Source organism: Lysobacter terrae (assembly GCF_054782215.1).
This window is the reverse complement of the sequence record NZ_BAAGSX010000001.1, coordinates 746,517-771,409: the sequence shown is the minus strand read 5'-3', so window position 1 is coordinate 771,409 and position 24,893 is coordinate 746,517. Positions and strand designations below refer to the sequence as shown.

At 61.4% G+C, this 24,893-nt stretch carries 25 protein-coding genes; 15 read left to right on the top strand and 10 right to left on the bottom strand.

All coding sequences use genetic code 11. The features are described 5' to 3' along the window. Nucleotides 1–21: 21 nt before the first annotated feature. Nucleotides 22–882, bottom strand: a complete 861-nt coding sequence (locus ACYVJ8_RS03800) for an MBL fold metallo-hydrolase (protein ID WP_460709548.1) — start codon at nt 880–882, stop codon at nt 22–24. Next, nucleotides 879–1,703, bottom strand: coding sequence for an MBL fold metallo-hydrolase (locus ACYVJ8_RS03795; protein WP_460709547.1), 825 nt, complete (start codon nt 1,701–1,703; stop codon nt 879–881). Before ACYVJ8_RS03795 ends, ACYVJ8_RS03800 begins: the two co-directional genes overlap by 4 nt. Before the next feature lie 132 nt (nt 1,704–1,835). Here ACYVJ8_RS03795 and gcvA point away from each other — a divergent pair, with 132 nt between their 5' ends. The 7 genes from gcvA to ACYVJ8_RS03760 all read left to right on the top strand — a co-directional run bounded on the left by gcvA (nt 1,836) and on the right by ACYVJ8_RS03760 (nt 8,197). Beyond that, nucleotides 1,836–2,762, top strand: coding sequence for a transcriptional regulator GcvA (gcvA, locus tag ACYVJ8_RS03790; RefSeq protein ID WP_460709546.1), 927 nt, complete (start codon nt 1,836–1,838; stop codon nt 2,760–2,762). A 270-nt stretch (nt 2,763–3,032) separates the two neighbouring features. Then, entirely contained in the window at nt 3,033–3,455 is a 423-nt protein-coding gene (locus ACYVJ8_RS03785; protein ID WP_460709545.1) for a DUF305 domain-containing protein, read from the top strand. A gap of 13 nt (nt 3,456–3,468) precedes the next feature. Beyond that, nucleotides 3,469–4,926 (top strand): YncE family protein, encoded by a 1,458-nt coding sequence (locus ACYVJ8_RS03780; protein ID WP_460709544.1) that lies wholly within the window; start codon nt 3,469–3,471, stop codon nt 4,924–4,926. Between the two features lie 53 nt (nt 4,927–4,979). Next, nucleotides 4,980–5,507 carry an RNA polymerase sigma factor gene (locus tag ACYVJ8_RS03775; RefSeq protein WP_460709543.1) on the top strand — a complete coding sequence of 176 codons (528 nt, stop codon included), beginning with the start codon at nt 4,980–4,982 and terminating at the stop codon, nt 5,505–5,507. Beyond that, nucleotides 5,504–6,280 (top strand): anti-sigma factor family protein, encoded by a 777-nt coding sequence (locus tag ACYVJ8_RS03770; protein WP_460709542.1) that lies wholly within the window; start codon nt 5,504–5,506, stop codon nt 6,278–6,280. Before ACYVJ8_RS03775 ends, ACYVJ8_RS03770 begins: the two co-directional genes overlap by 4 nt. Next, nucleotides 6,246–7,244, top strand: coding sequence for an SDR family NAD(P)-dependent oxidoreductase (locus ACYVJ8_RS03765; RefSeq protein ID WP_460709541.1), 999 nt, complete (start codon nt 6,246–6,248; stop codon nt 7,242–7,244). Before ACYVJ8_RS03770 ends, ACYVJ8_RS03765 begins: the two co-directional genes overlap by 35 nt. Nucleotides 7,245–7,270: 26 nt before the next feature. Further along, nucleotides 7,271–8,197 (top strand): MBL fold metallo-hydrolase, encoded by a 927-nt coding sequence (locus ACYVJ8_RS03760; RefSeq protein ID WP_460709540.1) that lies wholly within the window; start codon nt 7,271–7,273, stop codon nt 8,195–8,197. Between the two features lie 779 nt (nt 8,198–8,976). Here ACYVJ8_RS03760 and ACYVJ8_RS03755 read toward each other — a convergent pair. Further along, entirely contained in the window at nt 8,977–9,228 is a 252-nt protein-coding gene (locus ACYVJ8_RS03755; protein WP_460709539.1) for an XAC0095 family protein, read from the bottom strand. Nucleotides 9,229–9,408: 180 nt separating this feature from the next. Between ACYVJ8_RS03755 and ACYVJ8_RS03750 the strand changes: the two genes are divergently transcribed. The 3 genes from ACYVJ8_RS03750 (at nt 9,409) to ACYVJ8_RS03740 (ending at nt 12,543) form a co-directional block, all read left to right on the top strand. Beyond that, a complete protein-coding gene (locus ACYVJ8_RS03750) occupies nt 9,409–10,218 on the top strand; it encodes a restriction endonuclease (protein WP_460709538.1) in 810 nt (269 codons plus the stop codon). A gap of 49 nt (nt 10,219–10,267) precedes the next feature. Continuing rightward, nucleotides 10,268–10,978: a DUF4365 domain-containing protein gene (locus ACYVJ8_RS03745; RefSeq protein ID WP_460709537.1), complete on the top strand. Its 711-nt coding sequence runs from the start codon at nt 10,268–10,270 to the stop codon at nt 10,976–10,978. Between the two features lie 65 nt (nt 10,979–11,043). Further along, nucleotides 11,044–12,543, top strand: a complete 1,500-nt coding sequence (locus tag ACYVJ8_RS03740) for a YecA family protein (RefSeq protein ID WP_460709536.1) — start codon at nt 11,044–11,046, stop codon at nt 12,541–12,543. Between the two features lie 84 nt (nt 12,544–12,627). On the opposite strand, the gene ACYVJ8_RS03735 is transcribed toward ACYVJ8_RS03740, so the two are convergent. From ACYVJ8_RS03735 to ACYVJ8_RS03725, 3 genes are read right to left on the bottom strand one after another with little or no spacing between them, the layout of a single operon-like run. Beyond that, a complete protein-coding gene (locus tag ACYVJ8_RS03735; protein ID WP_460711027.1) occupies nt 12,628–13,623 on the bottom strand; it encodes an RES family NAD+ phosphorylase in 996 nt (331 codons plus the stop codon). Between the two features lies 1 nt (nt 13,624). Then, nucleotides 13,625–14,551, bottom strand: a complete 927-nt coding sequence (locus ACYVJ8_RS03730; RefSeq protein ID WP_460709535.1) for a sce7725 family protein — start codon at nt 14,549–14,551, stop codon at nt 13,625–13,627. Next, nucleotides 14,548–15,438, bottom strand: a complete 891-nt coding sequence (locus ACYVJ8_RS03725) for a sce7726 family protein (protein WP_460709534.1) — start codon at nt 15,436–15,438, stop codon at nt 14,548–14,550. The genes ACYVJ8_RS03730 and ACYVJ8_RS03725 overlap by 4 nt, the downstream gene beginning before the upstream one ends. A gap of 258 nt (nt 15,439–15,696) precedes the next feature. Here ACYVJ8_RS03725 and ACYVJ8_RS03720 point away from each other — a divergent pair, with 258 nt between their 5' ends. From ACYVJ8_RS03720 to ACYVJ8_RS03700, 5 genes are all read left to right on the top strand, one after another. Continuing rightward, complete coding sequence (locus ACYVJ8_RS03720; protein WP_460709533.1) at nt 15,697–16,590, top strand: hypothetical protein; 894 nt, start codon at nt 15,697–15,699, stop codon at nt 16,588–16,590. Nucleotides 16,591–16,819: 229 nt separating this feature from the next. Beyond that, on the top strand, nt 16,820–17,155 hold the full coding sequence (locus ACYVJ8_RS03715) for a YkgJ family cysteine cluster protein (protein ID WP_460709532.1): 336 nt from the start codon (nt 16,820–16,822) through the stop codon (nt 17,153–17,155). Nucleotides 17,156–17,165: 10 nt separating this feature from the next. Continuing rightward, a complete protein-coding gene (locus tag ACYVJ8_RS03710; RefSeq protein WP_460709531.1) occupies nt 17,166–17,384 on the top strand; it encodes a hypothetical protein in 219 nt (72 codons plus the stop codon). 30 nt (nt 17,385–17,414) lie between these two features. After that, on the top strand, nt 17,415–17,681 hold the full coding sequence (locus tag ACYVJ8_RS03705; RefSeq protein WP_460709530.1) for a hypothetical protein: 267 nt from the start codon (nt 17,415–17,417) through the stop codon (nt 17,679–17,681). Nucleotides 17,682–17,954: 273 nt separating this feature from the next. Next, entirely contained in the window at nt 17,955–19,373 is a 1,419-nt protein-coding gene (locus ACYVJ8_RS03700; RefSeq protein WP_460709529.1) for a tyrosinase family protein, read from the top strand. An 85-nt stretch (nt 19,374–19,458) separates the two neighbouring features. Here ACYVJ8_RS03700 and ACYVJ8_RS03695 read toward each other — a convergent pair whose 3' ends face one another. The 4 genes from ACYVJ8_RS03695 to ACYVJ8_RS03680 form a co-directional block, all read right to left on the bottom strand. Further along, complete coding sequence (locus tag ACYVJ8_RS03695; RefSeq protein WP_460709528.1) at nt 19,459–19,929, bottom strand: YehS family protein; 471 nt, start codon at nt 19,927–19,929, stop codon at nt 19,459–19,461. A gap of 337 nt (nt 19,930–20,266) precedes the next feature. Continuing rightward, entirely contained in the window at nt 20,267–20,782 is a 516-nt protein-coding gene (locus ACYVJ8_RS03690; protein WP_460709527.1) for a hypothetical protein, read from the bottom strand. Continuing rightward, a complete protein-coding gene (locus ACYVJ8_RS03685) occupies nt 20,779–21,180 on the bottom strand; it encodes a hypothetical protein (RefSeq protein WP_460709526.1) in 402 nt (133 codons plus the stop codon). The genes ACYVJ8_RS03690 and ACYVJ8_RS03685 overlap by 4 nt, the downstream gene beginning before the upstream one ends. 61 nt (nt 21,181–21,241) lie before the next feature. Then, entirely contained in the window at nt 21,242–24,874 is a 3,633-nt protein-coding gene (locus tag ACYVJ8_RS03680) for a methylmalonyl-CoA mutase family protein (protein WP_460709525.1), read from the bottom strand. Between the last annotated feature and the right edge of the window lie 19 nt (nt 24,875–24,893).

Sequence of the window (24,893 nt, the reverse complement as noted above, 5' to 3'; positions counted from 1 at the left end):
GCGAACAAAGGGCGGCAGCCTTCATTGCCTCCACTCCACCCATGCTCCAGGCGCGACTGGCTGAATCTCGACGGGCTTCTCGCGGGCGGCCTTGCGCAACCGTTCGATCGGGCCTTCGACCTCCACGTAGTCCTCCAAGCCGGATACACCGTAGTGGATGGGCACCAGACGACGCGCGTCGAGGATGATTGCCGCTGCCACCGCCTGTTCCGGCGTCAACACTCCCGGCTGGCCGCTGACCGGCTTACGCCAACCGAAGCGCGCACCGTTGACCGGCAGGAATGCAGCATCGAACGGACCGAACTGGCGGCCGATCCGCCACCAGTGCCCGTGCCAGAGCGTGTCCCCACCATGGAAAATGCGACGACCTCCAGCTGACACCACCCAGGAGACCTGCGGGTCGCCATAACCATCCGAGGCGGGCACTGGGGTGGCGGTGAAGTCGCCGAGCAGTTGTGGCTCCCACAGCGCACTGGGCCGTGCCCGCGCGCCTTGTGGAATCGGCAGCGGGTTCGTTCCCGCCGGGTGCGCCAGAACGCCCCCCTTGGCCAGCGCTTCCGCCACGGCCATCGCGTCGAAATGGTCGGGGTGCGAATGGGTGATGAGGACAAAGGTATCGCCCACGGGATCACCGACTGGAATCAGCGAATCCTTGAGTGCAGCCCCCCACACCTCCGGGTTGATCATTGGGTCGATGAACAAGGTCGCCTGCGGAAGCTGCAAACGGACGCCCGCCCACGCCAGCCGCTGGATGCGCAAACCATCCGCGCTGGCAGCTGCGAAAACACGCGTGCCCGGAAGCAGTGCTGCGGCCGCCAGGCCGGCGCAGCCTGACAGGAATTGCCGGCGCTCTATGCGGTGCCCACGGTCGTCGTTCTTCATGCGTGAGCCGCCCGCGACGCGATCGCGGCATCGAGCGCGAACGTTGACTGCGCAACGATGATCTCCAGGTTGCGCTGGTGCCATTCGCGCTCAAAAGCTGCCGGTTCGACCTGCGGCGCCAGGCAGGCTTCGATGGGAATCACGGCGATGCGGTCGTCGGCCACTTGCGGTGCCGCATCCTCGCGGATCCGGATAACGGCTTCCTGCAACCGGCCCAGGTAATGGAGCGCGTTGTCGAACACAATGGCGGGAAACCGGCCCATGTGTCCGCCGATGACGGTGTTCCTGCCGAATTGCCGCATCCGGCCGATCGCGGTGCGAATCAGTGCGGGGTCGGCCTTCGAGAGGTAGACGATGTTGCCGACGATGTTGTCGCCGGCGCAGACCAGATCGGCGGTGGGCACGTCGACGCTGACGTGGTCCATGGTCTTGCCCGGGTTGTGCAGCAAGCGCAGCTCGTGTTGCCCCCAATGGATTGTCATCGCACTGTCGAACAGCACCTTCGGTTCGCGATAGAGCGCATCGACCCGCCGATTCTGCGAGAGGAAGGTGTGACGATGGTGCCGGTGCGCGATCGTCAATGCGTCTGGGAACAGCGACATTCCGGCGATGTGGTCGCTCATGAAATGGGTCGCCGCGACGACACGCACCGTCTTGCCCATGTCTTCGCACAAGACGCGGCGCAGCCAATGCGCGTCTTCCTCGCTGCCGAGCGAGTCGACCAGCAGCACGTCGTCGCCATCGAGGAATGCGGTGGCGACCGACTCATCGTCGTCGCCGACGAACATCACCACGTTGGAACCCAGCGTTTCGAATCGCATGATGGAGCCGTCCGTCGTTTGGATGGCCCCATCATTGCCAGCACTGGCGGTCGCGACAAACGAGATATTTTTGCGGCCGCGTTAGAAAAAATAACTTGATAGGATGCGGCCCTACCTGCGCGCCGAGCGATCATGAAGCCCCGCCACCCTGCTCCGCTCAATGCACTGCGGGCCTTCGAAACGGCCGCGCGATGCCTCAGTTTCCAGGCGGCCGCCGCGCAGTTGTTCGTGACTCCGGCCGCGATCAGCCATCAGGTCAAGCACCTGGAGGCCTATCTGGGAGTGAAGCTGTTCCATCGCGGCCATCGGTCGGTCGAGCTGACCACCGAGGGCGAGGCGCTGGCCACGTCGCTGGGCGAACTGTTCGGATTGCTCGACCTGGCCCTGGACCGCACCATCGCGCCCGCAGCCGCGGACCTGCGCGTGAGCACCATGGAGTCCTTCGCCGCGAAATGGCTCGCACCCAGGCTGCACCGGTTCCACCGCGACCACCCCGACCTCAAGGTGCGCATCGAGACCGGCAACCAGCACACCGATTTCGTCCGCGACGGCATCGATGTCGCCATTCGCTACGGGCCCGGCGGCTACACGGGCGTCTTCGCCGAGCGGCTCATGGATGCGCCGGTGTTTCCCGTCTGCGCGCCTTCGCTACCGGGCGACGGACTCCGCCCACTGGCGGTACCCGATGACCTGTCGCACCACACGCTGCTCCACGACGAAAGCGCAGGAGGCCGCCACGGCGTGCCGGGTTGGCAAGCGTGGCTGGAAGCCTCTGGTGCAGCGCAGGTGGATGCGGACCGGGGGCCGGTCTTCGCGAGCATCTACCTCGCCCAGGAGGCGGCCGTGGCCGGGCATGGCGTCGCGCTGGGCGTCGCCCCGCTGGTCGAGGAAGATCTGCAGCGCGGTCGCCTGGTCAGGCCATTCGATCACACCCTGGATAACGCTTACGCATTCTGGATCGTCCGCAGACATCGCGCCGATACCAACCCAGCCACCGCAGCCTTCTGCAGATGGCTGCGGAAGGAGGCATCCGGTGAACCTTCAGCTTTTTGCGTTTGACAAGAGGCTCGAACTCTCGCGACAGAGGCGGCCATTTCCCCATGTCCGCTTTGGGTCGGAAGCGGTGCTAGCCGTGGCAAGTCCGGCTAGCGCATGTCTGCTTCCGGCCAGAAGCGGACACCCCTTCATTGCCTTAATGAGCCGAGCCGCGAAGCGGCTTCAGCTTGGACGACCTACGGTGCACGGGATTTCGATGCCTTCAAGAAACTCAGGGGAATAAAGCACGGCCTCCGGTGTCTTTCCTTGTGAACGACGCAATTTGGAGCTCCGATGCAATCTCGCCCCTTACCAAAAGCGGCCCTGCTCGCCGCATGCCTGTACCTGTTCAGCTCGTCGAACTTCGCCGCACCACCGGTGCCGGAGGGCGCATCACCTCATTCCGAGGAAGCAGAATTTCTTGTCGAGAACGCGGCAGCCATGGACCACATGATGGCCGCCATGGATGTGAAGCCCACGGGCGACGTAGATCGTGACTTCGTCGCGATGATGGCGCCGCACCACCAGGGCGCCATCGACATGGCCCAGGCAGTCTTGCGCTATGGCAAGAACGAGCAGATCCGCCGCCTGGCGCAGGAAATCATCGTGACCCAGCAACAAGAGATTGCCGCCATGCAGATGGCGATCGGCGCGCCGCTGCCTGCGTCATCCCCTGCTCCCACGCAGCCCGCCAACTCCATTCCTCATGATCACTAGCATCGGCCGAACCATGAAAACCCTGCATCTGCCACTAACCCTCCTCGCTGCATCGCTCAGCGCCTTCAGTTCGGCCTATGCCGGGCAACCACCTTTCGCGGCCCAAGCGAAGGACATTCCGGTCAGTCACAGCGACCGCGTCTACGCGGCCGAACAGTTTTCCAACACGGTCTCTGTGACCGATCCGGTGGACAACAAGTTGCTCGGTGTGATCCGCCTTGGAGATCCACAGCCGGGCAACCTCAGTCCCTTGTACAAGGGGCAGGTGCTCGTGCACGGGCTCGGTTTCTCCCCTGATGGCAAGACGCTCGCCGTCGTATCGATCGGCAGCAACTCCGTCAGTTTCATCGACACCGCCACCAACGCGGTCAAGCATGTGACCTACCTGGGTCGCTCACCGCACGAAACGTTCTTCACGCCAGACGGCCGCGAAGTGTGGGTCACGGTGCGAGGCGAAGATTACATTGCCGTGCTGGACGCCCAGACGTTCCAGGAGAAGACGCGCATACAGGTGCCCGCGGGACCCGGGATGCAGATCTTCTCCCCTGATGGCCAATACGGCTATGTCTGCTCGTCGTTCAATCCCGAAACCGTCGTCATCTCGGTCGCCACCCACAGCATCGTGGGACGGGTCAAACAGGAGAGCCCGTTCTGCCCCAACATCGCCGCAACCCCAGATGGCCGGCAGGTGTGGCTGACTCTAAAGGACATCGGCAAAGTCATGGTGTTCGATGCCCGCCCCCCATTTTCGGTACTGCAAACGATCGACACTGGCCCCCTCACCAACCATGTGAACTTCGCTTTCACGCGTAAGGGCAACTTCGCATATGTCACCGTCGGGGGACTGAATCAGGTCAAGGTTTTCCGGACCGACAACTTCCAGCAGGTGGCCGCGATCCCCGTTGGCAACCTGCCGCACGGCCTATGGCCCTCCGCTGACGGCAGTCGCATGTACGTTGGCCTCGAGAACGCCGACGCACTCGCAGCCATCGATACTTCGACCCGTCGCGTAGTAGCGACTATCCCGGTGGGGCAAGCACCTCAGGCTGTCGTTTACGTGCCCAACGCGGCTTCCCAAGACAGCACCGCCTCGGCTGGGCTGCAGACACTGGGACCGGCCGCCATGAAAACCGAGCTGAAACTGCTCGCCATCGCCTCCTCCGGGAACCCGGCCCCCACCAGCGTCTCGCTCTTCGAGCAAGGCTTGACTCAGGTACTGCAGGCGGCCGTCAGTGGGCTCGAACCGAAGCAACCCTATGTGCTCGCGCTTTCCGCAAACCCCGATGGCAGTGGCGCGCTGCAGCCGCTGGCTGCGTTTAAGACGAACCCGCGTGGTTCCGCGATCGTCAACGCGGTGGGCCCGATCCGGCAACTGGTGCGTGACAGCGATGGGTCTTCAAGACGCTATCTGGTCATCGCTCCAGGCACCACCGAACAGCCCGGATCTCCAATCCAGGTGCAGTCGCCATGACCTCGGTGAGGAGTAGCATCGAACCTACGCGGGCACTCGAGGCGGAGTGATCGATGAGCGACCTAGTGCAGATGGTCCAGCCGCTCATTCCGGGCCTTCGACGGTATGCCCGCGCGATGCTGCGCGATGCCACTACTGCCGACGACCTGGTGCAAGACTGCCTTGAACGCGTGGTGAGCCGTTGGCACCAACGCCGCGTCGAAGGCGACGTCGCCACCTGGACCTACACGATCCTGCACAACCTCGCCATCAACTATCTGCGCGGCGCGAAGCGCCGTGGCACGCATGTCGCACTCGACGACGCCGAAGATCCCGCACTCTCGCGTCCGTCATCCCAGGAGGACGCCTTGCGTCATCGCGACTTGATCCGTGCTTTGCAGGAACTTCCTGATGATCAACGCAGCGTGCTGCTGCTTGTTTCGGTTGAAGACATGAGCTACCTGGAGGCCGCCAAAGTGCTGGATGTGCCCATCGGAACGGTGATGTCGCGCCTGGCTCGCGCGAGGGAGCGCCTGCGGCGCCGCCTCGATGAAGGCCCTCAGGCTCTGTCCGGAAACGCTACGCTGAGGAGCGTGAAATGACCGGGCGCCCTATCACCGAAGACGACCTGCATGCCTATGTGGATGGTTCACTCGATAGTGAACGCCACGTCGAGGTCTCTGCCTACCTGGACCAGCATCCCGATGTGGCGCAGCGCGTGTCTGACTACCGCTGGCAGCGCGAGCATCTACGCTCGGCCTTTTTGGACGTCGCGCAAGAACCCGTACCCGCCAATCTCAACCTCGAGCACATGGTCGTGCGGCGGCGGCGCCCGCGGTGGGTGGCGTTGCCCACGGCTGCCGCCGCGATGCTGCTCATCGGCTTGGGTGGCATAGGCGGATGGCTGTCGCACTCTCGGCTTCGCCCTGCGCCGGCGGGCATCGAAGCGCTGGCTCAGGAAGCCACGGATAGCTATGAAGTTCACGCCTCGGACCGCGTCCGCCCGGTGGAACTGCGTGCAAATGATCGAGACGAACTGGTCCGCTGGGCTTCGGAGCGACTCGGTCGGCCCGTAACGATTCCCGACTTGTCGGGTTCGGGATATCGCTTCATGGGAGGAAGACTAGTGGCGACCGAGCACGGCCCCGCAGTGCTTTTCATGTACGACGACGATCGGGGAACCCGGCTCGTCATGCTCAGTCGTCGCATGGTCGTTGACCAAAATATCCCGATGAAATTGCATTTGCGCGGATCCGTTGCAGGTTTCACATGGGCGAACCGGGGCATTGGTTACAGCCTAGTCGGGTCGATGGCGGCCAACCTCCTGCACCCGATCGCGAATGAAGTTCGCAGACAACTCGAACTCGAAACCTAGTGTTGCTGTAGACCCTTCTACACAGGGCATGTCCGCGTTACGCAATGGCCCTTGTCTTTACATCTATCACGAGTGTTTAGTCACTCATCAAATTGGAGTTGCCGTGTCTAAAGTCTGGCTAGTAACAGGAAGCGCGAGTGGTTTGGGGCGCGACATCGTCGAGGCGGCTTGTGCAGCAGGCCACAAGGTTCTCGCTACCGCACGAAATACGGGGCCGCTGACCGACCTGTGCGATCGATACCGCGAGAACATCCTCACACCGCGTCTCGATGTAACCCAAGAAGCTGAAGCGCAAGCGGCCGTCGCCCTAGCGGTCGAGCATTTTGGACGCCTTGACGTTGTCGTGAACAATGCCGGGTACGGTGACGTCCGGCCTTTTGAGGAAACGAGTTCGACTGACTTCAAGGCGCTGGTGGACACTGTCTTCTATGGTGTGGTGCACCTGACGCGTGCTGCGTTGCCGATCATGCGCAGCCAGCGCGATGGAACGATCATGCAAATATCCTCCCTGGGTGGACGCATCGGTACTGCTGGCTCGGCGTCATATCACGCAGCCAAATGGGCAGTGAGTGGATTTACGGAGAGCCTGGCGCAAGAGACCGCTCCTTTCGGGGTCAAGGTGGTCTCGCTTGAACCCGCAGCCATTCGCACGAACTGGGGAACGCGTGCGACCCAGCAGCGGCCTGCGATGATGCCGGACTATGAGCCATCTGTTGGGGCCGCCATCAAATCAATGGAGGGACTGTGGGGCAACGAGCCCATCGATCCCGAGCGCATTGCGCAGATAGTGCTTCGCCTTGCAAACGCCAATGACGTGCCGGCGCATCTTCTCCTCGGCAGTAGCGCTCGCAACTACTACACCATGGTGGAAGGGCATCGCGCCAGCGAGGCAGCACGGTGGCAAGATGTGAGCGACGCAGCAGACTTTAGCGCGGGGCCGATTCCATCGTTCCCTGGTCCTTGAGAGTCATCAAGTAGGTCGGACAAGGCATGCTCAAGTTTTTGTTCGTTGGCGTGCTCTGCATGTTCGCCGTCCCCGGTATCGCTACGCCGATTGCACCGCCGCTTGAACTGGTGGTGCTCGGTTCCGGCGGCCCTGGGGCGACAGGGCGAGCCGGCTCGGGATACATGGTGCTGGTCGATGGCACCCCCCGCATTCTGGTCGATGCAGGACCTGGGACATTTGTCCGACTAGGCGAAGCGAACCTGTCATTGGCTAGGGCGGATATCATCCTGCTGACGCATTTGCACATCGATCACACCAGCGAGTTGCCGGCCTTGTTCAAGGCCCGTGCGGTCTCGGGCTATGGCCCCGCGAGTTTCAAGGTCTTTGGCCCCACTGGGCACCACGGCGAAGGCGATGAGGCTGCCTTTCCAGCCACCAGCCGCTATATCGATCTCCTGTTCGGTCCCGACGGCGCCTATGGCTACCTGTGCAACTTTGCGGCTCCAGTGACAATCCGTACGACGGACATTGATGCCTCCGAGAGTGCCGCCAAGGCCCCCAAAGTGATCTATTCGGACCATGAGCTGAGTATCAGTGCGGTAGCCGGTCACCACGGCGATTCGCCTGCGGTGATCTATCGCATCGACTATCGCGACCAGAGCATTACCTTTAGCGGTGATATCGATGCAAAGGGAATCGAAGGTTTGCGCCGAATAGCCGCACACACCAGCCTGCTCGTATTCAATAGTGTGGTGCTTGATCCGCCCGGTTCGCGCCCCTTCCTGTACACCTTGCACACGCCACCCGCGACAATTGGCGAAGTGGCCGCCGACAGCGGAACCCACCAGCTTTTGCTAAGCCATTTGTCACCGTCGATCGATGAAGACAAGAGCGGGGTGGAGACGTCCATCGGCAAGAGCTACAGTGGCAAGATCGTGTTTGCCCAAGACGGAATGCGTCTGCAACCCTAGAGACCTCAAATTTTGTGGTGCGGCTTCACGCGAACCACCTCGTCTGCTGAAACGAAGCAAGTGCTCATTGCGCGAACGCTCGTAACGCCCTGATGTGGGATTGAGGTCGACAACGTGCTCGAGATATCCCAGCAGAGCTAGGCTTGAACGCCAGGCCAAGCAGGCTCGTTCAACTACCAGCATCCGCTTTGGGTCGAGATCGGCCAGTCAACTAACCTACTGTCTGATGACAAATACCGGTTACTGGCAGGCCGCCTGGTCCTCGCACACCGCTTCGGCCAGCAGCCCGCTTGGAGCGGCCACTTCCCCCTGTCACTGGCGCATGCAGCCACGCCAGAAGACAACGCGTGTATGAGGGCTTCGCGCCTACCTCTTCCGAAATCGAATGAAGAGACACACAGCGCCTGCCGCCACAGCACCGGCGAGGAATACATATCCGGTCTTCACCCCAGACGCCAGATAGATCGCGGCCACGATGCCGAGCGGCAACCAAGTCCAACAGAACGGTGCTGACGACTTCATCTGGCTCGCCCTCTCACTGGGAGTATTGAAGCGATCCGAACCTTTCAGAGCGAATGCGCTTCGTCTAGGCCAGCTCCGCGAACACCAAGTTGCGCCAAGGCGAACGGGCGTCCGCTTCGCGACCCGGCTTAGCTCACTAAAAGAAGTGGCCGCTTGGAGCGGCCACTTCCCCCCTGTCACTGGCGCAAGCAGCCACGCCAGAAACGCTGCGCATGTGAGAGCTTCGCGCCTACCCCTGCCGCATACGGCCGACCGGATCAGCCATCCGCATCGCCCGGCCACCAAGCCACGCGGACGATGTCGTCCAGATCATCGGCCAGCCGCTGGAAACAATGCGTCAACGCGAGGGGCGACAGCGGCAGCTCCTCGACGTCGGCGAGGTTGCGCGGTTCGGTCAGGCGGGCGAGCAGACGCAGGTGGTCGCGGGCTCGCGTCAGGGCCCGGTATTCCTCTTCGGGCAGCTGATACGCCTTGCGCACGATGGCGGTGGGGCGAGGTTCCTTTTCCATTGGATGTACTCCAAACGGCCGTGCCTTGGGTTGCCTCGGCACCACGGTCATAGTGGTCCATCCAATCTATCTGCCTGAATCAGTTATCCGTAATCCAGATATTCGTGGTGGGTCACGGGCGGGGATTTTTCTGAGGCGCGGTAAGGGAGTATCGTCGGCCCAGGGAAGGGGGGAAGCGACATGGGCCGTCGCAGACAGAATGGATTGGAAGTGGTCGCGGCGCTGCCGTGGCCGGTGGGAATCGTCCTTGGAATTCTGGCCTTCGTAGCCATCCGCTACGGAGTGGGCTGGTATTTCTCATCGACCCACTCACCCATCACGCAAGAGATGGGCCGGCAACTGCTAGCCAACGGCACCTATGCCCCACTCGCCTGGATGTTCCTCGCGCTGTGCTGGCTGGGCGCCCTCTTCTCCTGGCTGGGAAGCCGCAAACGCAAACAACTGCTCGCCGCACAGACCGGGCTCGACAGCCTGCGAACCATGAACTGGCGCGAGTTCGAAATGCTCGTGGGCGAAGCCTTTCGCCGACGTGGCTATGCCATCGAGGAAACCGGCTTGGGCGGCGCGGATGGCGGCATCGATCTAATCCTCCGCAAGGATGAACGCCGCGAACTCGTGCAGTGCAAGCAATGGCGCAACACGCTAGTCGGCGTGTCCGTGATTCGCGAGATGTGGGGGCTTGCCAATCATCACGGCGTCGATGGGGTGAAGATTGTGAGCGTTGGCGAGTTCACGCCGGATGCTGCGGAATTTGCTCGGGGAAAACCAATTGAGCTCATCAATGGCAGGCGGCTGATCGGACTGGTACGGGAAGTTCAAACAGCCTCGGCCTTGCCGGACCAACCTCTAGTTCGCAAAGGACTAAAACTCTGCCCGGTCTGCTCTGCCGAAATGGCGCTACGAAGAAACAGAAGGACAAGCGAGCCTTTTTGGGGATGCCGCAGATATCCGCGTTGCCGAGGCACAAACGCCATGGAAGGCACACCCTGACCCCGTTGCCCACCATCACTACCGAATAAAAAATCGAGTCCAGAGGACTATGCAGTACGACGAAAAAAAGATCATCGGTGATATCGGCGAATTGACCGTAGCCAAGGCATTCATCAAATATTTTCGCTGGCCATGCCGACAGCAAACAACAGACCTCGGAATCGATGCTGAAGTCGAAGCGCTAGATGACAACGGCGCGTCCACTGGAAAGATCGTGAAGGTCCAAGTCAAGGCAACAATGAAGCCATTTACAGATGGCACGAACACGTCCTATCCGGACAGAGAGCACATCGAATACTGGAAAAACTTCTCCGTCCCCGTTCTGTATTGCTACGTAAGTCTCGCCACTGACGAGGTTCTTTGGACAGTAATCGACCCCAATAAGAACTACTTGACCGACAAGGGCGCCAAAGTCGAGCTAGATCGCGCTGGCGATGCCCTAACTGCCCACTGCAAGAAAAGGATACGCTGCATTGCGGTCGAAGGCTCCGATCTAATCATGCAGATACTAGGCCTTGTCGAAAAATCAATTGCTGGATTCTTCGATACCAATGGAAACTGCGTGATGGACATCGACAATCAAAGGAGCCAGTCGCAACACCAACAGAATCGCCAGGCCATCCAGATGGCCTACTCTCTATTTGATCTATTTCCACAACAGGCTTCGACCGCTGCACGGGCGCGCGTCAGAAAACTCGATGCACTTTGGAATCAGCTCGATATTGAAGCGGACCGCCAGCAGAAGGCGGACCTGTACTGATCTCCCTTCGCAGGCGTCAAACGACTGCGCTACCGGATCAATGGAACAGCCTAACTGAGGACACAATGCTTGGCGACGTGACAACGGGAAATCTGGCACCCACAAAGAAATCTGATGGGACGACTCCCACCGAGCGATACCTTGCCAAGCTGGGGCAAAGAACATTTCTGAGCCTGTGGAGTTACCCAAACGTATACACGCCAGAAGGGCGAAAGAACGGCAAGGGACAGGGTAAAGAGCTGTGCGACCTGCTAGTTGTATGCGGCGAAGATGTTCTGCTGTTCTCCGACAAGGACATCCATTACCCGGAAGGCATCGACCCGGTAACGGCCTGGAAGCGCTGGAAAAAGAAGGCCATCACCAAATCTATTGGACAGCTGCATGGCGCGGAAAAGTGGATTCGCGAAAGGCCCGGCGACGTTTACCTCGATGCGGGCTGCACGGTTCCGTTCCCGCTAGATCTGACTGCCGCTAACCTCCGCATCCATCTCATAGCTGTCACAAACAACTCCATCCAATCAGCCCGGAAGTTCTTTGGCCAGGGAAGTACCGGCTCTTTCATGCTGGTCCCGCTCCTTTCCGAGCCCGAGATTGCTGACAAGCCGTTCCACCTGAACAACCCGCTTCCGAACAAAACGTTCGTCCACGTTCTGGATCAAAGTAGCCTTGATGTTGTCCTAAAGGAACTCGACACGATTCACGATTTTGTCGGTTACCTCAGAGCAAAGGAAACGGCAATTCTAAGTGGCTTGCTCGCCTGTGTTTCTGGAGAGGAGGATCTGCTCGCTTACTACATTATGGAAGATGGGCTCGACACCCACTCAATCGACTTTGCAGACCCTTCGCTGAAAGCGAACCATTCCATGATCGTGCCAGAGTCGATGTGGCCCGCTTATGTAAACAGCGGGCTTCGAGACGCCATTCACTTTGAAAACGCGGAGAGCTACTTCTGGGACGCCCTGATCGAGCACTTCTCCGGACACATCCTTGATGGCACGGCCATTTCATTTGCCGCGCCGGACGTCTCCACTCACGAACGCTCAGTCAGATTTCTCGCTCGCGAAGGCAGGTTTGCCCGCCGACATCTTGCACGAATGTTCCTAGACAAGATTCGCACAGTGCCTCACGACCGCAGGAGCTCACGAGCGAGCCCATCCCCAACATATCGGGACACCATTTTTCTGTTTGTCTTCTATCCTCGCGACGCAGATGAGGATTATGAAAGCTACCGAGAGGAGCGCATCGGGATCGCGCACGCTTATGGACTGGTTGCAAAGCTGAGATACCCTCAGTTCTCAAACTTCATAATCATTGCAACCGAGCCAAAAGATAGCCAAGGCCGCTCTGAAGACTGCCTGTCCATGGAGATCGATAAACTGGACGACGAAATGCGTGCAACGGCAATTGAATTACAAGAAGTCGACAAGATTCTCAGCGACGTCACCGATGTCCGGGCAACCGGATCGCGCGTCCGACCCATACAGTTCACGCGCAAAAAGCAAGGACGGAACGAACGATGTGCTTGCGGGTCGGGCCTTAAGGCGAAGAAGTGCTGCCAGAGATAGCCAGCGGTACGTTTGCGTTTACCAAAACGTCGTGTCCGGCGCCCACCAACCTGAACCGAATAGTCTCTTTTGACCTCACGCGCTTTATATAGTCTCTGCAGTGACAGCCACATCCGTGACCTTATAGACCGTCACACGGTCATGGGGTTCGCATGCCTCCACGTCAAAAAAAGCGAAATTTCGCCCGTCGGCCAAAGAACTTCTGTAAACAACACCGTCATATCCAGAGACCTTAATGAGCTCACAGAGATACTGACTAGCCAAATAGTCTCGCGTGGCGCGATGCGGCTGGGTTGGCACACTAAGCTCTTCCCCTAGCGCCTCCAGAAAGGACATTGATGCACGCACATCTGCAATCGCAGAGGTCACTCTAAACGGCGATATTGTCAGCCTTGGGTTCGTAAGGTCGATCAACCTCAATTCCTTTCCTGGCGCCACCCTGAACGTGGCCACCGACACTAATGCGCCCTTAGAAGGCTTGACTTCGGAAATGGCTGTTTCAGGATCGCTAGCGAGATATAGATAACGAATCCCGATGGGGTTTGCTCTCCCATCAGAGGCAAGATCGGCAGGTGGAGCACCCATTTCATCGAGCGGATAAGGAGTCAGATCCTTCATCAATCTCGACCTATAGAACTGACTTGGAACTTGAGCACAGACCAAGTTTTCCATGAGCACGCGAAATAACTCCTTATCAGGAGCATTCCCCGGGAAGAACCTATTCTCTTCTTGAAGCTCCTTGCGTAGGCGAGCCCAAATCTCGCCTGACGGCGCGGACACACTGTCACGCGCAACATACGTAGCAGCCGCCAGCCCGCCTAAGATTGCCTGCACGATTCGACGGGCATCAGCACGCGCGGAAAACATGCCCCAGTCCTCCGCCCACAAATCCCACAACGAGCGACCATCGACCTTCACGGCATAGCCATCAAGAACCGGTTCAAAGTAGGGCGCTAATCGAGTCGGATCGATCAGAGGCACATCATCGGTTCCGCAAAACACGCACTGGCCATCGCGCTCTGCATTTACGCTAATGAAGCCACTAAGGAAATCATCATCGAAGCAGTTAGGGCAGCACATATCATCCACCCATCATTTCGAGGTGGTGCTGCATGCTTAGCTTCTTGACATATCCAAGGCCAGGAAAATGGCCGTACTGATGCAGCCGTTGAAACTCCTTAATCGCGGCCGTTAGCGGAATCTTTGAACCAGGTTGCTCACAGTGAGCCACCAATTTCCCGAGCGCCTCTCGGAACTTGCCAGCAGGATCTGTCGGCGTGTCGTTGGTATCGGACTTGAAGTGTCTGACATAGACCACTCCATCGTCTTCAGGATCTGCGTAGGTGATATGGATAGCGACGGCATACGCGGCACCTCCCCCCTCCGAGTATTCGCTACCAACTATTAGGTAGTCACCAAAACCATTTGCCCCCTGCTCTCGATATGTAACCGGCAATTCGGAGAACATCTCTACGTCAGGGTATTCCGCATTCTTTTTTCTCTTGAAGCCGTCAACCAGGAGAACCTTCTCGTTAGACGAAAAGACGCCGCGATAACGAGGACTGCAGTTATCCCCAAAAAGATGTATGCGGTTTGGAGCACTTTCGTTCCTGACGATCTCTACTACATCCTTTGCCGGCATCGTGCCCTGGTGCAGCACGGCCATTCCAGGAGATAGCTGAAGCCATTTCCCCAGAGTAGGCAGATCGTCGAACTCTTGAATCTGAAAGACCCAGCCACCAAGGGCATACCCATCCATGGCCGCATTTACTTCTTTCACGAACTCGTCTGGCAGCGCCGGCGCGTGATGCCCCACAGAAGGGTTCGCTATAACTAGAAATCGTGCTTGGTCCTTCTTGAGCGAGTCGATTGTCCGCAAGAGCCCCCCGACCCCCTCCTTTACAGGCTCAATGATTGGAGTGAACCCGCTTTTTGCAATAAGAGCACCATTCTCTCGTAGGCAAATCAGCTCATACTGCTTGCCGCGAAAATAGGGAAAGTAGTTCACGCCCTCTCCTTTCGATTGACTCTACGCGCAAGGTTCCCCAACAGGACTTCGACATCGTCGTCGCTACAACGCGAGGCTACTGCGGCAGCCCGCATGTATAGCGGCAACTCGGATAGCGCCCCAACTGACAATGCATTAGGCCGTTCCTTGAGCGTTGCAAGTGTTGCCTCATGGACTAACACAGGATCGAGCGCCTTGGAGAAGTTCATCGCCTCTCTAAATACGAGCGTGTTCGGAATGCCAGAATCGGAAAAACCGAACTCCCGCAGCACCTTCAAATACTCGCTGCGACGAAGACATTCGAGAATTAGCTCGGCTCGCAACTGCAATGTATACCGCGAGGCGGCGCGCACAACTTCAAAGGTTCGCCGCCTTGACATGTATGCGATTCCGACATCTGGCCCAATTTGCGCTTCCAACCTTGCTGCCTGCCTCTCGCTAGATAGGAGCCATACATGGGAAAACCTCCTCTGGTAGTCCGCGATCTGGGTAGAAAGGCGGCGAAAGTGATCGAGGTCCGTCTTGATCTCGTAAGCGTGCATCGATTCTTGGGCAACGAGCGCATCCAGCTTCGATTGGCCAGCTCGAAATTCAAAAAACACGCGAGAGCGTCTACTCCCATGCCTACTCAACAGAGTGCGTTGAAGTAGTGCATTTTTATAAAAATATTCCGCAGGCTGATTACGAGAGAGATGTTCAAATACAGCCTCATACACATCAGAGACGCACGCATTCCTTGGGCCGCCATGTCTCAGAAGCAGCTCCCCTATCAGACGACGTGTCTGACCTCCTTCAGAATCTTGAGCAAGATTCTGGACGGAAATCGGCGCGAAGAGCCTCCACAGTTCGCTAGGAGAGGCCTCTTCAACCCATGAGTGATCCGCCATCTAGAGTAACTGCCTATATTCGGGAGCTAGAGTGTGTAGGAAATCTGCATATTCCGTCGACACTCCTTGCCCGGCGGCTGGCAAGCACAGCGAAACGAATGGGCATTGGTGGGTCTAACCTCGCCAGCACCCTCCAGGCAAACCATCTCCGCCTACCGCAGCGGTCTGCTGGGACCGCTATGCTTGGGGCTGGGAAACCCGCGGAGCCTGCCAATGCCAGGCCAATCCAAGCACGTCCTAATCCTAGGCCACGGCGCAATGGGCCACGCCTTCGAAGCGCTGCTACGTCCCCACAACAACGTCGCAATCTGGGACCGCGACCTGCACACGGGCGTGGAAACCGAGCCGCTGGAAACGGCGGCGATAGGCCGCGAGGTAGTGCTCTTCGCCCTACCCACCCAGCCCCACGATGAGTTGGCCGGGCGCGTGGCAGCGGTAGCAAGCGCCGACACGATTTGCCTGTCCATCGCCAAGGGCTTGGATGCGCAGGGCCGCACCGCGGCGCAGGTCTTCGAGCGGCACTTCGGCACGCGCCTGGGCTGGGCGTTGCTGTACGGCCCGATGCTGGCGCGGGAGCTGCAGGCGGGCCGGGCTGGGTTCGCGGTCGCGGCCAGTGCGCGGCCGGGCGTCGGTGCGCAGGTCGATGCGTTGTTCGCGGATACGGCGCTGCATCTGGATCGCAGCGACGATGTGCAGGGCGCGGCCTGGGCGGCCGTGCTCAAGAATGTCTATGTCCCGCTGATCGGGGCGGCGGATGCGCTGGCGCTGGGCGACAACATGCGCGGCTTTTTGATCGCCGAGGCGACGCGCGAGTTGGGCGCCATTCTCCAGGCCGTCGGTGGGCGCGCGGAAACGGCTTTCAGCTTCGCCGGGCTGGGCGATCTGGTGACTTCCGCCACGGCGGCGTCGTCGCACCATCGCCGCATCGGCGCTGATCTGACGGTGGGCTGCACGGACGCGCTGGCCGCGTCGGGCGTCAACATCCGCAGCGAAGGCGTGCATACGCTGGCGATGGTGCGTGAGCATCGGCCGTTCGCGTGGGAGGGGTTTGGGTTGTTTGCGCTGGTGTGCCGGTTCTTTGATGAGCCGGCGGGGTTGGCGGGGGATTTGCGGGGGTATGTGGAGCGGCGGTTTGGTGGGGGGGTGGGCTAAAAGCTGCCCCTCATCCGCCCTTTGGGCACCTTCTCCCCGCTAAAGCGGGGAGAAGGGAAGCTGTTCACATCCCCTCGTCTTGTTCGTGTAGTCTGGCCCGGCGGCATCGTTCTATTCGCGCGTTACCCCCGACCTCCGTCGCCGGCTTCGCTTCCCTTCACGCGTCACCACCCGTTGCGGGTGTGTTTGTGGGAGCGCCGTGCCCAGTTGTTCCTCTTCCCATGCCTCTGTGGCCCTGAGTGGCCATGAGGGCGATGACGCCCGCGAGGCGACCGCCCATTGCAGTGCCTGCGATGCGGTCTGCTGCCGGCTGACGGTCGTGCTGATGCCGGAAGACAACATCGCCGAGCATCTCACCACGCATACGTCCGCGGGCATACACGTGATGGCGCGCGATGAGGAAGGCTGGTGCGTGGCGCTGGATGGTGCGCGCATGTGCTGTTCCATCTACGACAGCCGCCCGACGATCTGCCGGAAGTTCGCGATGGCCGGCCCCTATTGCCTCGACGTGCGCGCGGATTACGCGGAACGGCGTGCGCGTGGCATTCCCCTTCTTTTGTATTGAGAGCACGACCATGGCGCGCACGCCTGCTACGGGAAAGATGCCCTTCCGGGCCAAGGAGCCCGACCGCCGCCTCCTGACCAGCGAGCGGATCGCCGGCGATATCGAGGCGTTCGAGTCGTCCGGCGGTCATATCGAAGTACTCGGCGTGACGCGGGTGCTGACCAAGCTGGACAAGACCGAGGCGCGCGAAGTCATGCCCGCGCAACCTCGTAGCGGCAAGCGACGGTAACGCTCAGCGATTTTTTGTCAGGGGAATGTAATGAAGCATCAAATCGCGATCTTCCGCTTTACGCTGGGGCCGCATCAGAGCATCGGGCCGGCGCAGCTGCATGCGTTGTGGGCGGGTGCGTGCCAGACGCCGCACGTCAGCGTGGGCCGTCACGACGATCGGGCTAGTGGACGGCCCACGTATTCCTTATATGCGTCGCAGCAGCTGGCGAATTTGCCGCTGGTGGAGCAGCGACTGCGGACGGCGCTGGATCAGCACCACCTGCGGGCCGCGCTGATTCCGCTGCACATGAGCTAAGGCGGGCGCGTGGCCCGTGGATGGCATCTACCCGATCGGGTGAAGCCTGTCCGTTCCCACCACGAAGACAGCGTTTTCCTCCAGTAGAAGGGCCGTGCATCGCCATTGGCGGGCCCCCTTCGTTCGCGCCGCAGCGCGCGCAGGCAAGGAAGCCGGATGTCGGTACGTCAATGGATTTGCTGCTCCCCCATCACGGAAGTGACGCCTCTACCAGAGCGCGCGTCAGGGCACGCATGTGGCCCTGCGCCTGCGCTCGCCCAAAGGAGAACCACCATGCAGATCAGCAGACGTGAATTCACCGTACTCATGTCGTCGGCCGCCATTGCCCTCGCCGCCCCTCGGGTGTCGGCGCAGGCGTTACGCGTGCGACGCGAAATCCGCACGCTTTCGCCGACCGATCTGGACGCGCTGCGCGCGGGCGTGCAAGCGATGCGCGCCTTGCCCAAGGAGAACTTCCGCAGCTGGCTCTACCAGGCCGGGGTTCATGGCGCACCGGCGGCGGACAGCGTGGGCGTACCCGATGCGGGCACCTACTGGAACCAGTGCGTGCATGGCGGCCTGCATTTCCTGAGCTGGCACCGCTGGGAGCTGTTGTTCATCGAAGAAGTCATGCGGCTGATGTCCGGGCACTGCGAGTTCACGCTGCCGTACTGGGACTACATCGCCAACGGCTTCTTGCCCGACCCGCTGCGCGTGCCGGCGGACGCCACCAATCCGCTCTACAACAGCACCCGCGCCGCCGCCTTGAACAACGGTAGCGGTGGACTCTCCGGCCTGAACCTGGCAGCGATGAGCGAAACGGCCTTCGCGAATTTCTCGGGGATTCTGTATGGAAATCCGCACTCGGCCGTGCACGGCCTGATCGGCGGCAACATGGGATCGGTGCCCACGGCGGCGCGCGACCCCGTGTTCTACCTGCATCACTGCAACATCGATCGCTATTGGGAGTGCTGGTCGAAATCGGGCAAGGCCAATCCCGGCGCGCCATGGACGACGGATACGTTCCCCTTCCGCACGCTGTCCGGGCATCGCGACGCGCGCGCCGGCGATGTCGGCCGGACCAGCGACGTGGGCTACACCTACGACAACCTGCCGTGCAGGGAGCGGTTCCGTCCGGACCTGAGCGACTTGCTGCGCAACCTGCGCTTCATCACGCTGCGCGTGCGCCCACGCCCGATCCCCGAGCCGGATCCGTGGCCGTGGGCCGCGGTGCTGACCACCGAACCGTTCGTGATTACCGGGCAACCGCTTGCGGTCGTGCTGCCGCAGGCCGAATTGCAAAAGGCCAACATGGCCGCCCAGCGCATCGGCGAGGGCCCCTCTGCCGCGGTAACGCTGCGTGGCGTGACGATGTCCAGGGCTGCGCAGGCAGGCGGCTTCTTCATCGAGGCCTGGATCGCACCGGCCAAGGCATTGCGCGCGGGCAATCTGCAGGAGGCCCAGCAGATCGGCAGCTTCAGCGGCTTCGACCTGACGCTGCACGCCGGGCACGAGGGACGCCAAGGCACGCCGTCGATCGCTTTGCCCGTCGGCGAGCAGGCTATGCGCCTGATCGCAGGCGCGCAGGAGGACCTTGCTGTCGTGTTCGTGCGCAGAGGGCTTGTCGACAGCAACGGCAAGCCGGTGGATGGGGCTGCGCGGGCGGAGCTGTTCAAGGTTGAGGGGTTGGGGTTGGAGGTGGCTAGGCGTTGAAGAGCTGCCCCTCATCCGCCCTTCGGGCACCTTCTCCCCGCTATGCGGGGAGAAGGGACAGGCGCGGAGCGCGGGCTATGCCGCTTCAGCCGCCGCGTACGCGCAGGGTCAGGCCTTTGAGGAAATTGCGCAGCACCTGGTCGCCGCAGGGGCGGTAGTTGGCGTGGCCGGGCTGGCGGAAGAACGCGGTGAGCTCCGGTTTGCCGATCGGGAACCCGGCCGCGGCGAACACCTCGTGCATGTCGACGTCCTTCAGCTCGAACGCCACCCGCAGCTTCTTCAGCACCACGTTGTTGGTGACCCGTTTCTCCACCGGCCGTGGCGGCAGCGCGTCGTTGCGGCCGCGCCGATGGATCACCAGGCCGTCGAGGAAATGCGCGAGCAAGGCGTCGCTGCATTCGGCGTACTCGGGGTCGTCCTCGCGGCGCAGGAATGCCTGCACGTCCGCCTTGTCCAGCACCAGCGCGGGATCGGCCAGCTTGGCGATCTCGACGACCTTACCGTCGCTGAGGTCGAGCATGTAGCGGATGCTGCGCAGGACGTCGTTGTTGATCATGGGATTTCGGACTGCGGGGTGGCCTACGGCGACATAGCTTAGGCCACCGCGGCGCCGAGGCGCGCGCCTCGTGCTGACGGGGCGCGGCGGGCGCATACTACCGATCGCGACCGCCGTCCACCGATACCCGCGCCCAGGAGAAGCCTCATGAAAGGCATGAACCAGAAGAAAGAATCGAAGAAGAAACCGGCCAAGACGATGAAGGAAAAGAAGGCCGAGAAGCGCGACAAGAAGACCACCAAGGGATTCGCGCCGGTCTAATTTCCGCCGTATCGCGCGGATCCAACGAAAAGGCCCGGACCAGTCCGGGCCTTTTGCATACGCCGCTGCGCAGATTTCAGTTCGACGGTGCGGGGGCCGTGCCCGTTGTCGTACCGGTCTCCGCCGCGGGTGCAGCATCGGTCGGTTCGTCCACGCTGCCGACGACGCCGCCGACGCGTTCGCCCGTCTGCGCGTCCTCGATCCAGATGCGGACGCTGAGCCACTCGAAGTCCGCACGGGACGCGTAGGTCTTTCCGGGCTCGGCCACGAACCACAGATCCAATCTCGCGAAGGCGTTATTGAGCGTGGTCGCGAGGTAACCGATCCGATGCTTGCCGGGCTTGAGCAGGAGTTCGTCGACGACGATGGCGTTCTTCCACCAATTGCCGATGGGCTTGTCGTCGATGCTGGTGATGCTCAGCCCGCGTCGGCTGAACAGAAAACGACGATCGCTCTCCTGGGTGACCTTGAGGTGCACCAGCTGGTCGGTCGCCGGATCGGCGCCCTCGTAGCCCTTGTACGTCTTGTCCTTGGCCAGCGCCGCCGCGGGCAGCAGCAGCGCGAGCAGCAGACACCTTGCGTGCCGCTTCATGGCTGGCCTCCCTTGGTGTCGACACGGACCAACTCGTAGCCCAGGCCGTAGCCGACCAGCGTGGGGCTCAGCTTGTAATGCGCGCCCGCTTCGAAGGTCTCGGTGAGCTCGAAAGCGCGCTCCAGGCCGCCCTTGGCCACGTAACCCTGAAGCGTGTGCGTGCCGGGCGTCACATGCAGTTCGCGCACGGCCGACCAGCCGCCGTTCCAGGTGGTGTATTCGCTGGCGAGCACCTGCCCATCCAGACTGCGGACGAGCACGTCGCCGATCTTCTCGCCCAGATCGACCACCGCTTCATTGCCGCTCCCGCGCTGCAACGTCGGCGTGTAGTACACCGGCCCCACGATCTTGCAGCCGGAAAGGGCGGCCAGGGCCACCCCGAGACAAATCAAACGCATTGCTTCCCCTTTGTTGTTACTCAAAAGTGCTGCGCAGGTCCCCACCTGCGCGCACCAACTCTTACATGTTGCGACGGTACTCACCACCCACGTCGTACAGCGCGTGGCTGATCTGGCCGAGGCTGTGGGTCTTCACCGCTTCCATCAGGCTGGCGAAGACGTTGCGGCGTTCGCGGGCGGTGGCTTGTAGGTAGGTAAGGCCCTGCCCCTCACCGGCGGCGTTGCCGCCGACTCTCCCCGCAAGCGGGGAGAGTGAGTTTCGGAGTTGCTGGTAGTTCTGGACGTTAGTGATCTGCTGGCCCTTCTCGCCTTCGGTCGAACGGATCAGTTCGATCTCGGTGACGATGTCGCCGCCGTGGTCCTTGGGCAGGAAGGTGTTGACGCCGATCAGGGGCAGCGAGCCGTCGTGCTTCTTGTGCTCGTAGTACAGGCTCTCTTCCTGGATCTTGCCGCGCTGGTACATGGTGTCCATGGCGCCCAGTACGCCACCGCGTTCAGAGATAGCTTCGAACTCCTTGTAGACGGCTTCTTCGACGATGTCGGTGAGCTTGTCGACGATGAAGCTGCCCTGCCAGGGGTTCTCGTTGAAGTTGAGGCCCAGTTCCTTGTTGATGATCATCTGGATCGCCACGGCGCGGCGCACGCTTTCTTCGGTCGGCGTGGTGATCGCTTCGTCGTAGGCGTTGGTGTGCAGGCTGTTGCAGTTGTCGAACAGCGCGTACAGGGCCTGCAGCGTGGTGCGGATGTCGTTGAACTGGATCTCCTGCGCGTGCAGGGAGCGGCCGCTGGTCTGGATGTGGTACTTCATCATCTGGCTGCGGGCGCTGGCGCCGTAGCGCTCGCGCATCGCACGGGCCCAGATGCGGCGGGCGACACGGCCGATGACGGTGTACTCGGGGTCCATGCCGTTGCTGAAGAAGAACGACAGGTTCGGCGCGAAGTCGTCGATCTTCATCCCGCGCGCGAGGTAGTACTCGACGATGGTGAAGCCGTTCGACAGGGTGAAGGCGAGCTGGCTGATTGGGTTCGCGCCGGCTTCGGCGATGTGATAGCCGGAGATCGACACCGAGTAGAAGTTGCGAACGTTGCGGTCGACGAAGTACTGCTGGATGTCGCCCATCATGCGCAGGGCGAACTCGGTGCTGAAGATGCAGGTGTTCTGGGCCTGGTCTTCCTTGAGGATGTCGGCCTGGACGGTGCCGCGCACGGTGGCGAGGGTCTCCGCCTTGATCTTCTCGTACACCTCCGGTTCGATGATCTGGTCGCCGGTGACACCGAGCAGGCCCAGGCCGAGGCCGTCGTTGGTCTCGGGCAGCATGCCGGAGTATTCCGGGCGCTTGCGGCCTTCGAACATCGTTTCGATCTTGGCGTGCGCCGCGTCCCAGCGCGCCTGGTCGGCGCGCAGGTACTTCTCGACCTGCTGGTCGATCGCGGTGTTCATGAACATCGCGAGGATGATCGGCGCCGGGCCGTTGATGGTCATCGACACCGAGGTGCTGGGCGCGCACAGGTCGAAGCCGGAATACAGCTTCTTCATGTCGTCCAGGGTGGCGATGTTGACGCCGGAGTTGCCGATCTTGCCGTAGATGTCCGGGCGCACGGCCGGGTCTTCGCCGTACAGCGTGACCGAGTCGAACGCGGTGGACAGGCGCGCGGCCGGTTGGCCGACGCTGAGATAGTGGAAGCGGCGGTTGGTGCGTTCGGGCGTGCCCTCGCCCGCGAACATGCGGATCGGGTCTTCGCCGGTGCGGCGGTAGGGATACACGCCGCCGGTGTACGGGTAGTAGCCCGGCAGGTTTTCCTTTTGCAGGAAGGTCAGCAGCTCGCCCCACGACTTGTAGGTGGGGGCGGCGATCTTCGGGATCTTCTGGTGGCTCAGCGACTCGCGGTAGTTCTCGACGCGGATGGTCTTGTCGCGGACTTTGTATTCGTTGACGTCGTCGGTGATGGACTTGAGGCGGGCCGGCCAGTCGCGCAGGAGCTTGAGGGCTTCCGACGTGAGCGAGTGGATGGCGTCGTTGTAGCGCTGGCGCAGGGTGAGGAGGGTGCGGTCAACGGCAAGAGCGCCCCTCATCTGCCCTTCGGGCATCTTCTCCCCGCTGACGCGGGGAGAAGAAGACGCTCCCTTCTCCCCGCTTGCGGGGAGAAGGTGGTCCGCAGGACCGGACGCCCCGAAGGAAGCACCCTCGGGGTGTGAGGGGGAGGCGGCCAGCAGATCTTCCGCAGAGTAAAGATCCAACGCCTTGGGCAGCTTGTCGTCGCCCAGGTCGTGCAGCGACTGCCAGTACGACTGCGCGCGGTCGGCAATCTCGGACTGGGTTTCGATCTTCGCGTTGATGCCGCGGCCCTGCTCGGCGATCTCTGCGAGATAACGCACGCGGGCGCCGGGGATCAAAACGGTGGCGCGCGGTTCCTTCAAGCTCGTGTCGAGGCTGGGCGACCACTTCTCGGCCGGCAGCGACAGCTTCTCGCGCAGCAGACGGCACAGGTTGGCGAACATCCAGCTGATGCCGGGGTCGTTGAACTGCGAGGCGATGGTCGGATAGACCGGGACGTCCTCGTCCTTGGTCTGGAAGGCGACGCGGTTGCGCTTCCACTGCTTGCGCACGTCGCGCAGCGCGTCTTCGGCGCCGCGCTTGTCGAACTTGTTGAGCACGACCAGCTCGGCGTAGTCGAGCATGTCGATCTTTTCCAGCTGGCTGGGCGCGCCGAAGTCGGAGGTCATGACGTACATCGGGAAGTCGACGAGGTCGACGATCTCCGAGTCGGACTGACCGATACCCGCGGTTTCGACGATGACCAGGTCATAGCCCAGCGACTTGAGGAAGCTGATGCAGTCCTTCAGCACGATGTTGGTCGCCATGTGCTGGCGGCGGGTCGCCATCGAGCGCATGAACACGCGCTTGGAGCGCAGCGAGTTCATGCGGATGCGGTCGCCCAGCAATGCACCACCGGTGCGGCGGCGGGTCGGGTCGACCGAGATCACCGCGACGTGCATGTCGGGGAAGTTGCTGAGGAAACGGTTGAGCAGTTCGTCCGTCACCGAGGACTTGCCGGCGCCGCCGGTGCCGGTGATGCCGACGACCGGGGTCTTGCCACCGGCCAGCTGCCATTCCTTGCGCAGATGGGCGAGTTCGGTTTCGTCCAGCGCGCTCTCTTCGATCGCGGAGAGCATGCGACCGATCTCGATCTCGTTGTCGAAGGCGACCTTGTGCGGCTTGTCGACGGGCAGGCGCGCGGCTTCGGCGCGGCGCACCACGTCCTCGATCATCGCGACCAGGCCCATGTGCATGCCGTCGTTGGGGTGGTAGATGCGCTCGACGCCGTAGGCCTGCAGTTCGCGGATTTCTTCCGGCGTGATGGTGCCGCCACCGCCGCCGAACACGCGGATGTGCGAGGCGTTGCGTTCTTTCAGCATGTCGACCATGTACTTGAAGTACTCGACGTGGCCGCCCTGGTAGGACGACAGCGCGATGGCGTCGGCATCTTCCTGCAGCGCGGCGCGGACGACGTCTTCGACCGAACGGTTGTGGCCCAGGTGGATCACTTCGGCACCCTGCCCCTGGATCAGCCTGCGCATGATGTTGATCGCGGCGTCGTGGCCGTCGAACAGGCTGGCGGCGGTGACGAAGCGCAGCGGGCTGCGGGCTTCGTCGGTCTGGGCTTCGGGAAGACGGCTGGCGGGGGTGCTCATGTGCAGCGCTCAGTACGGA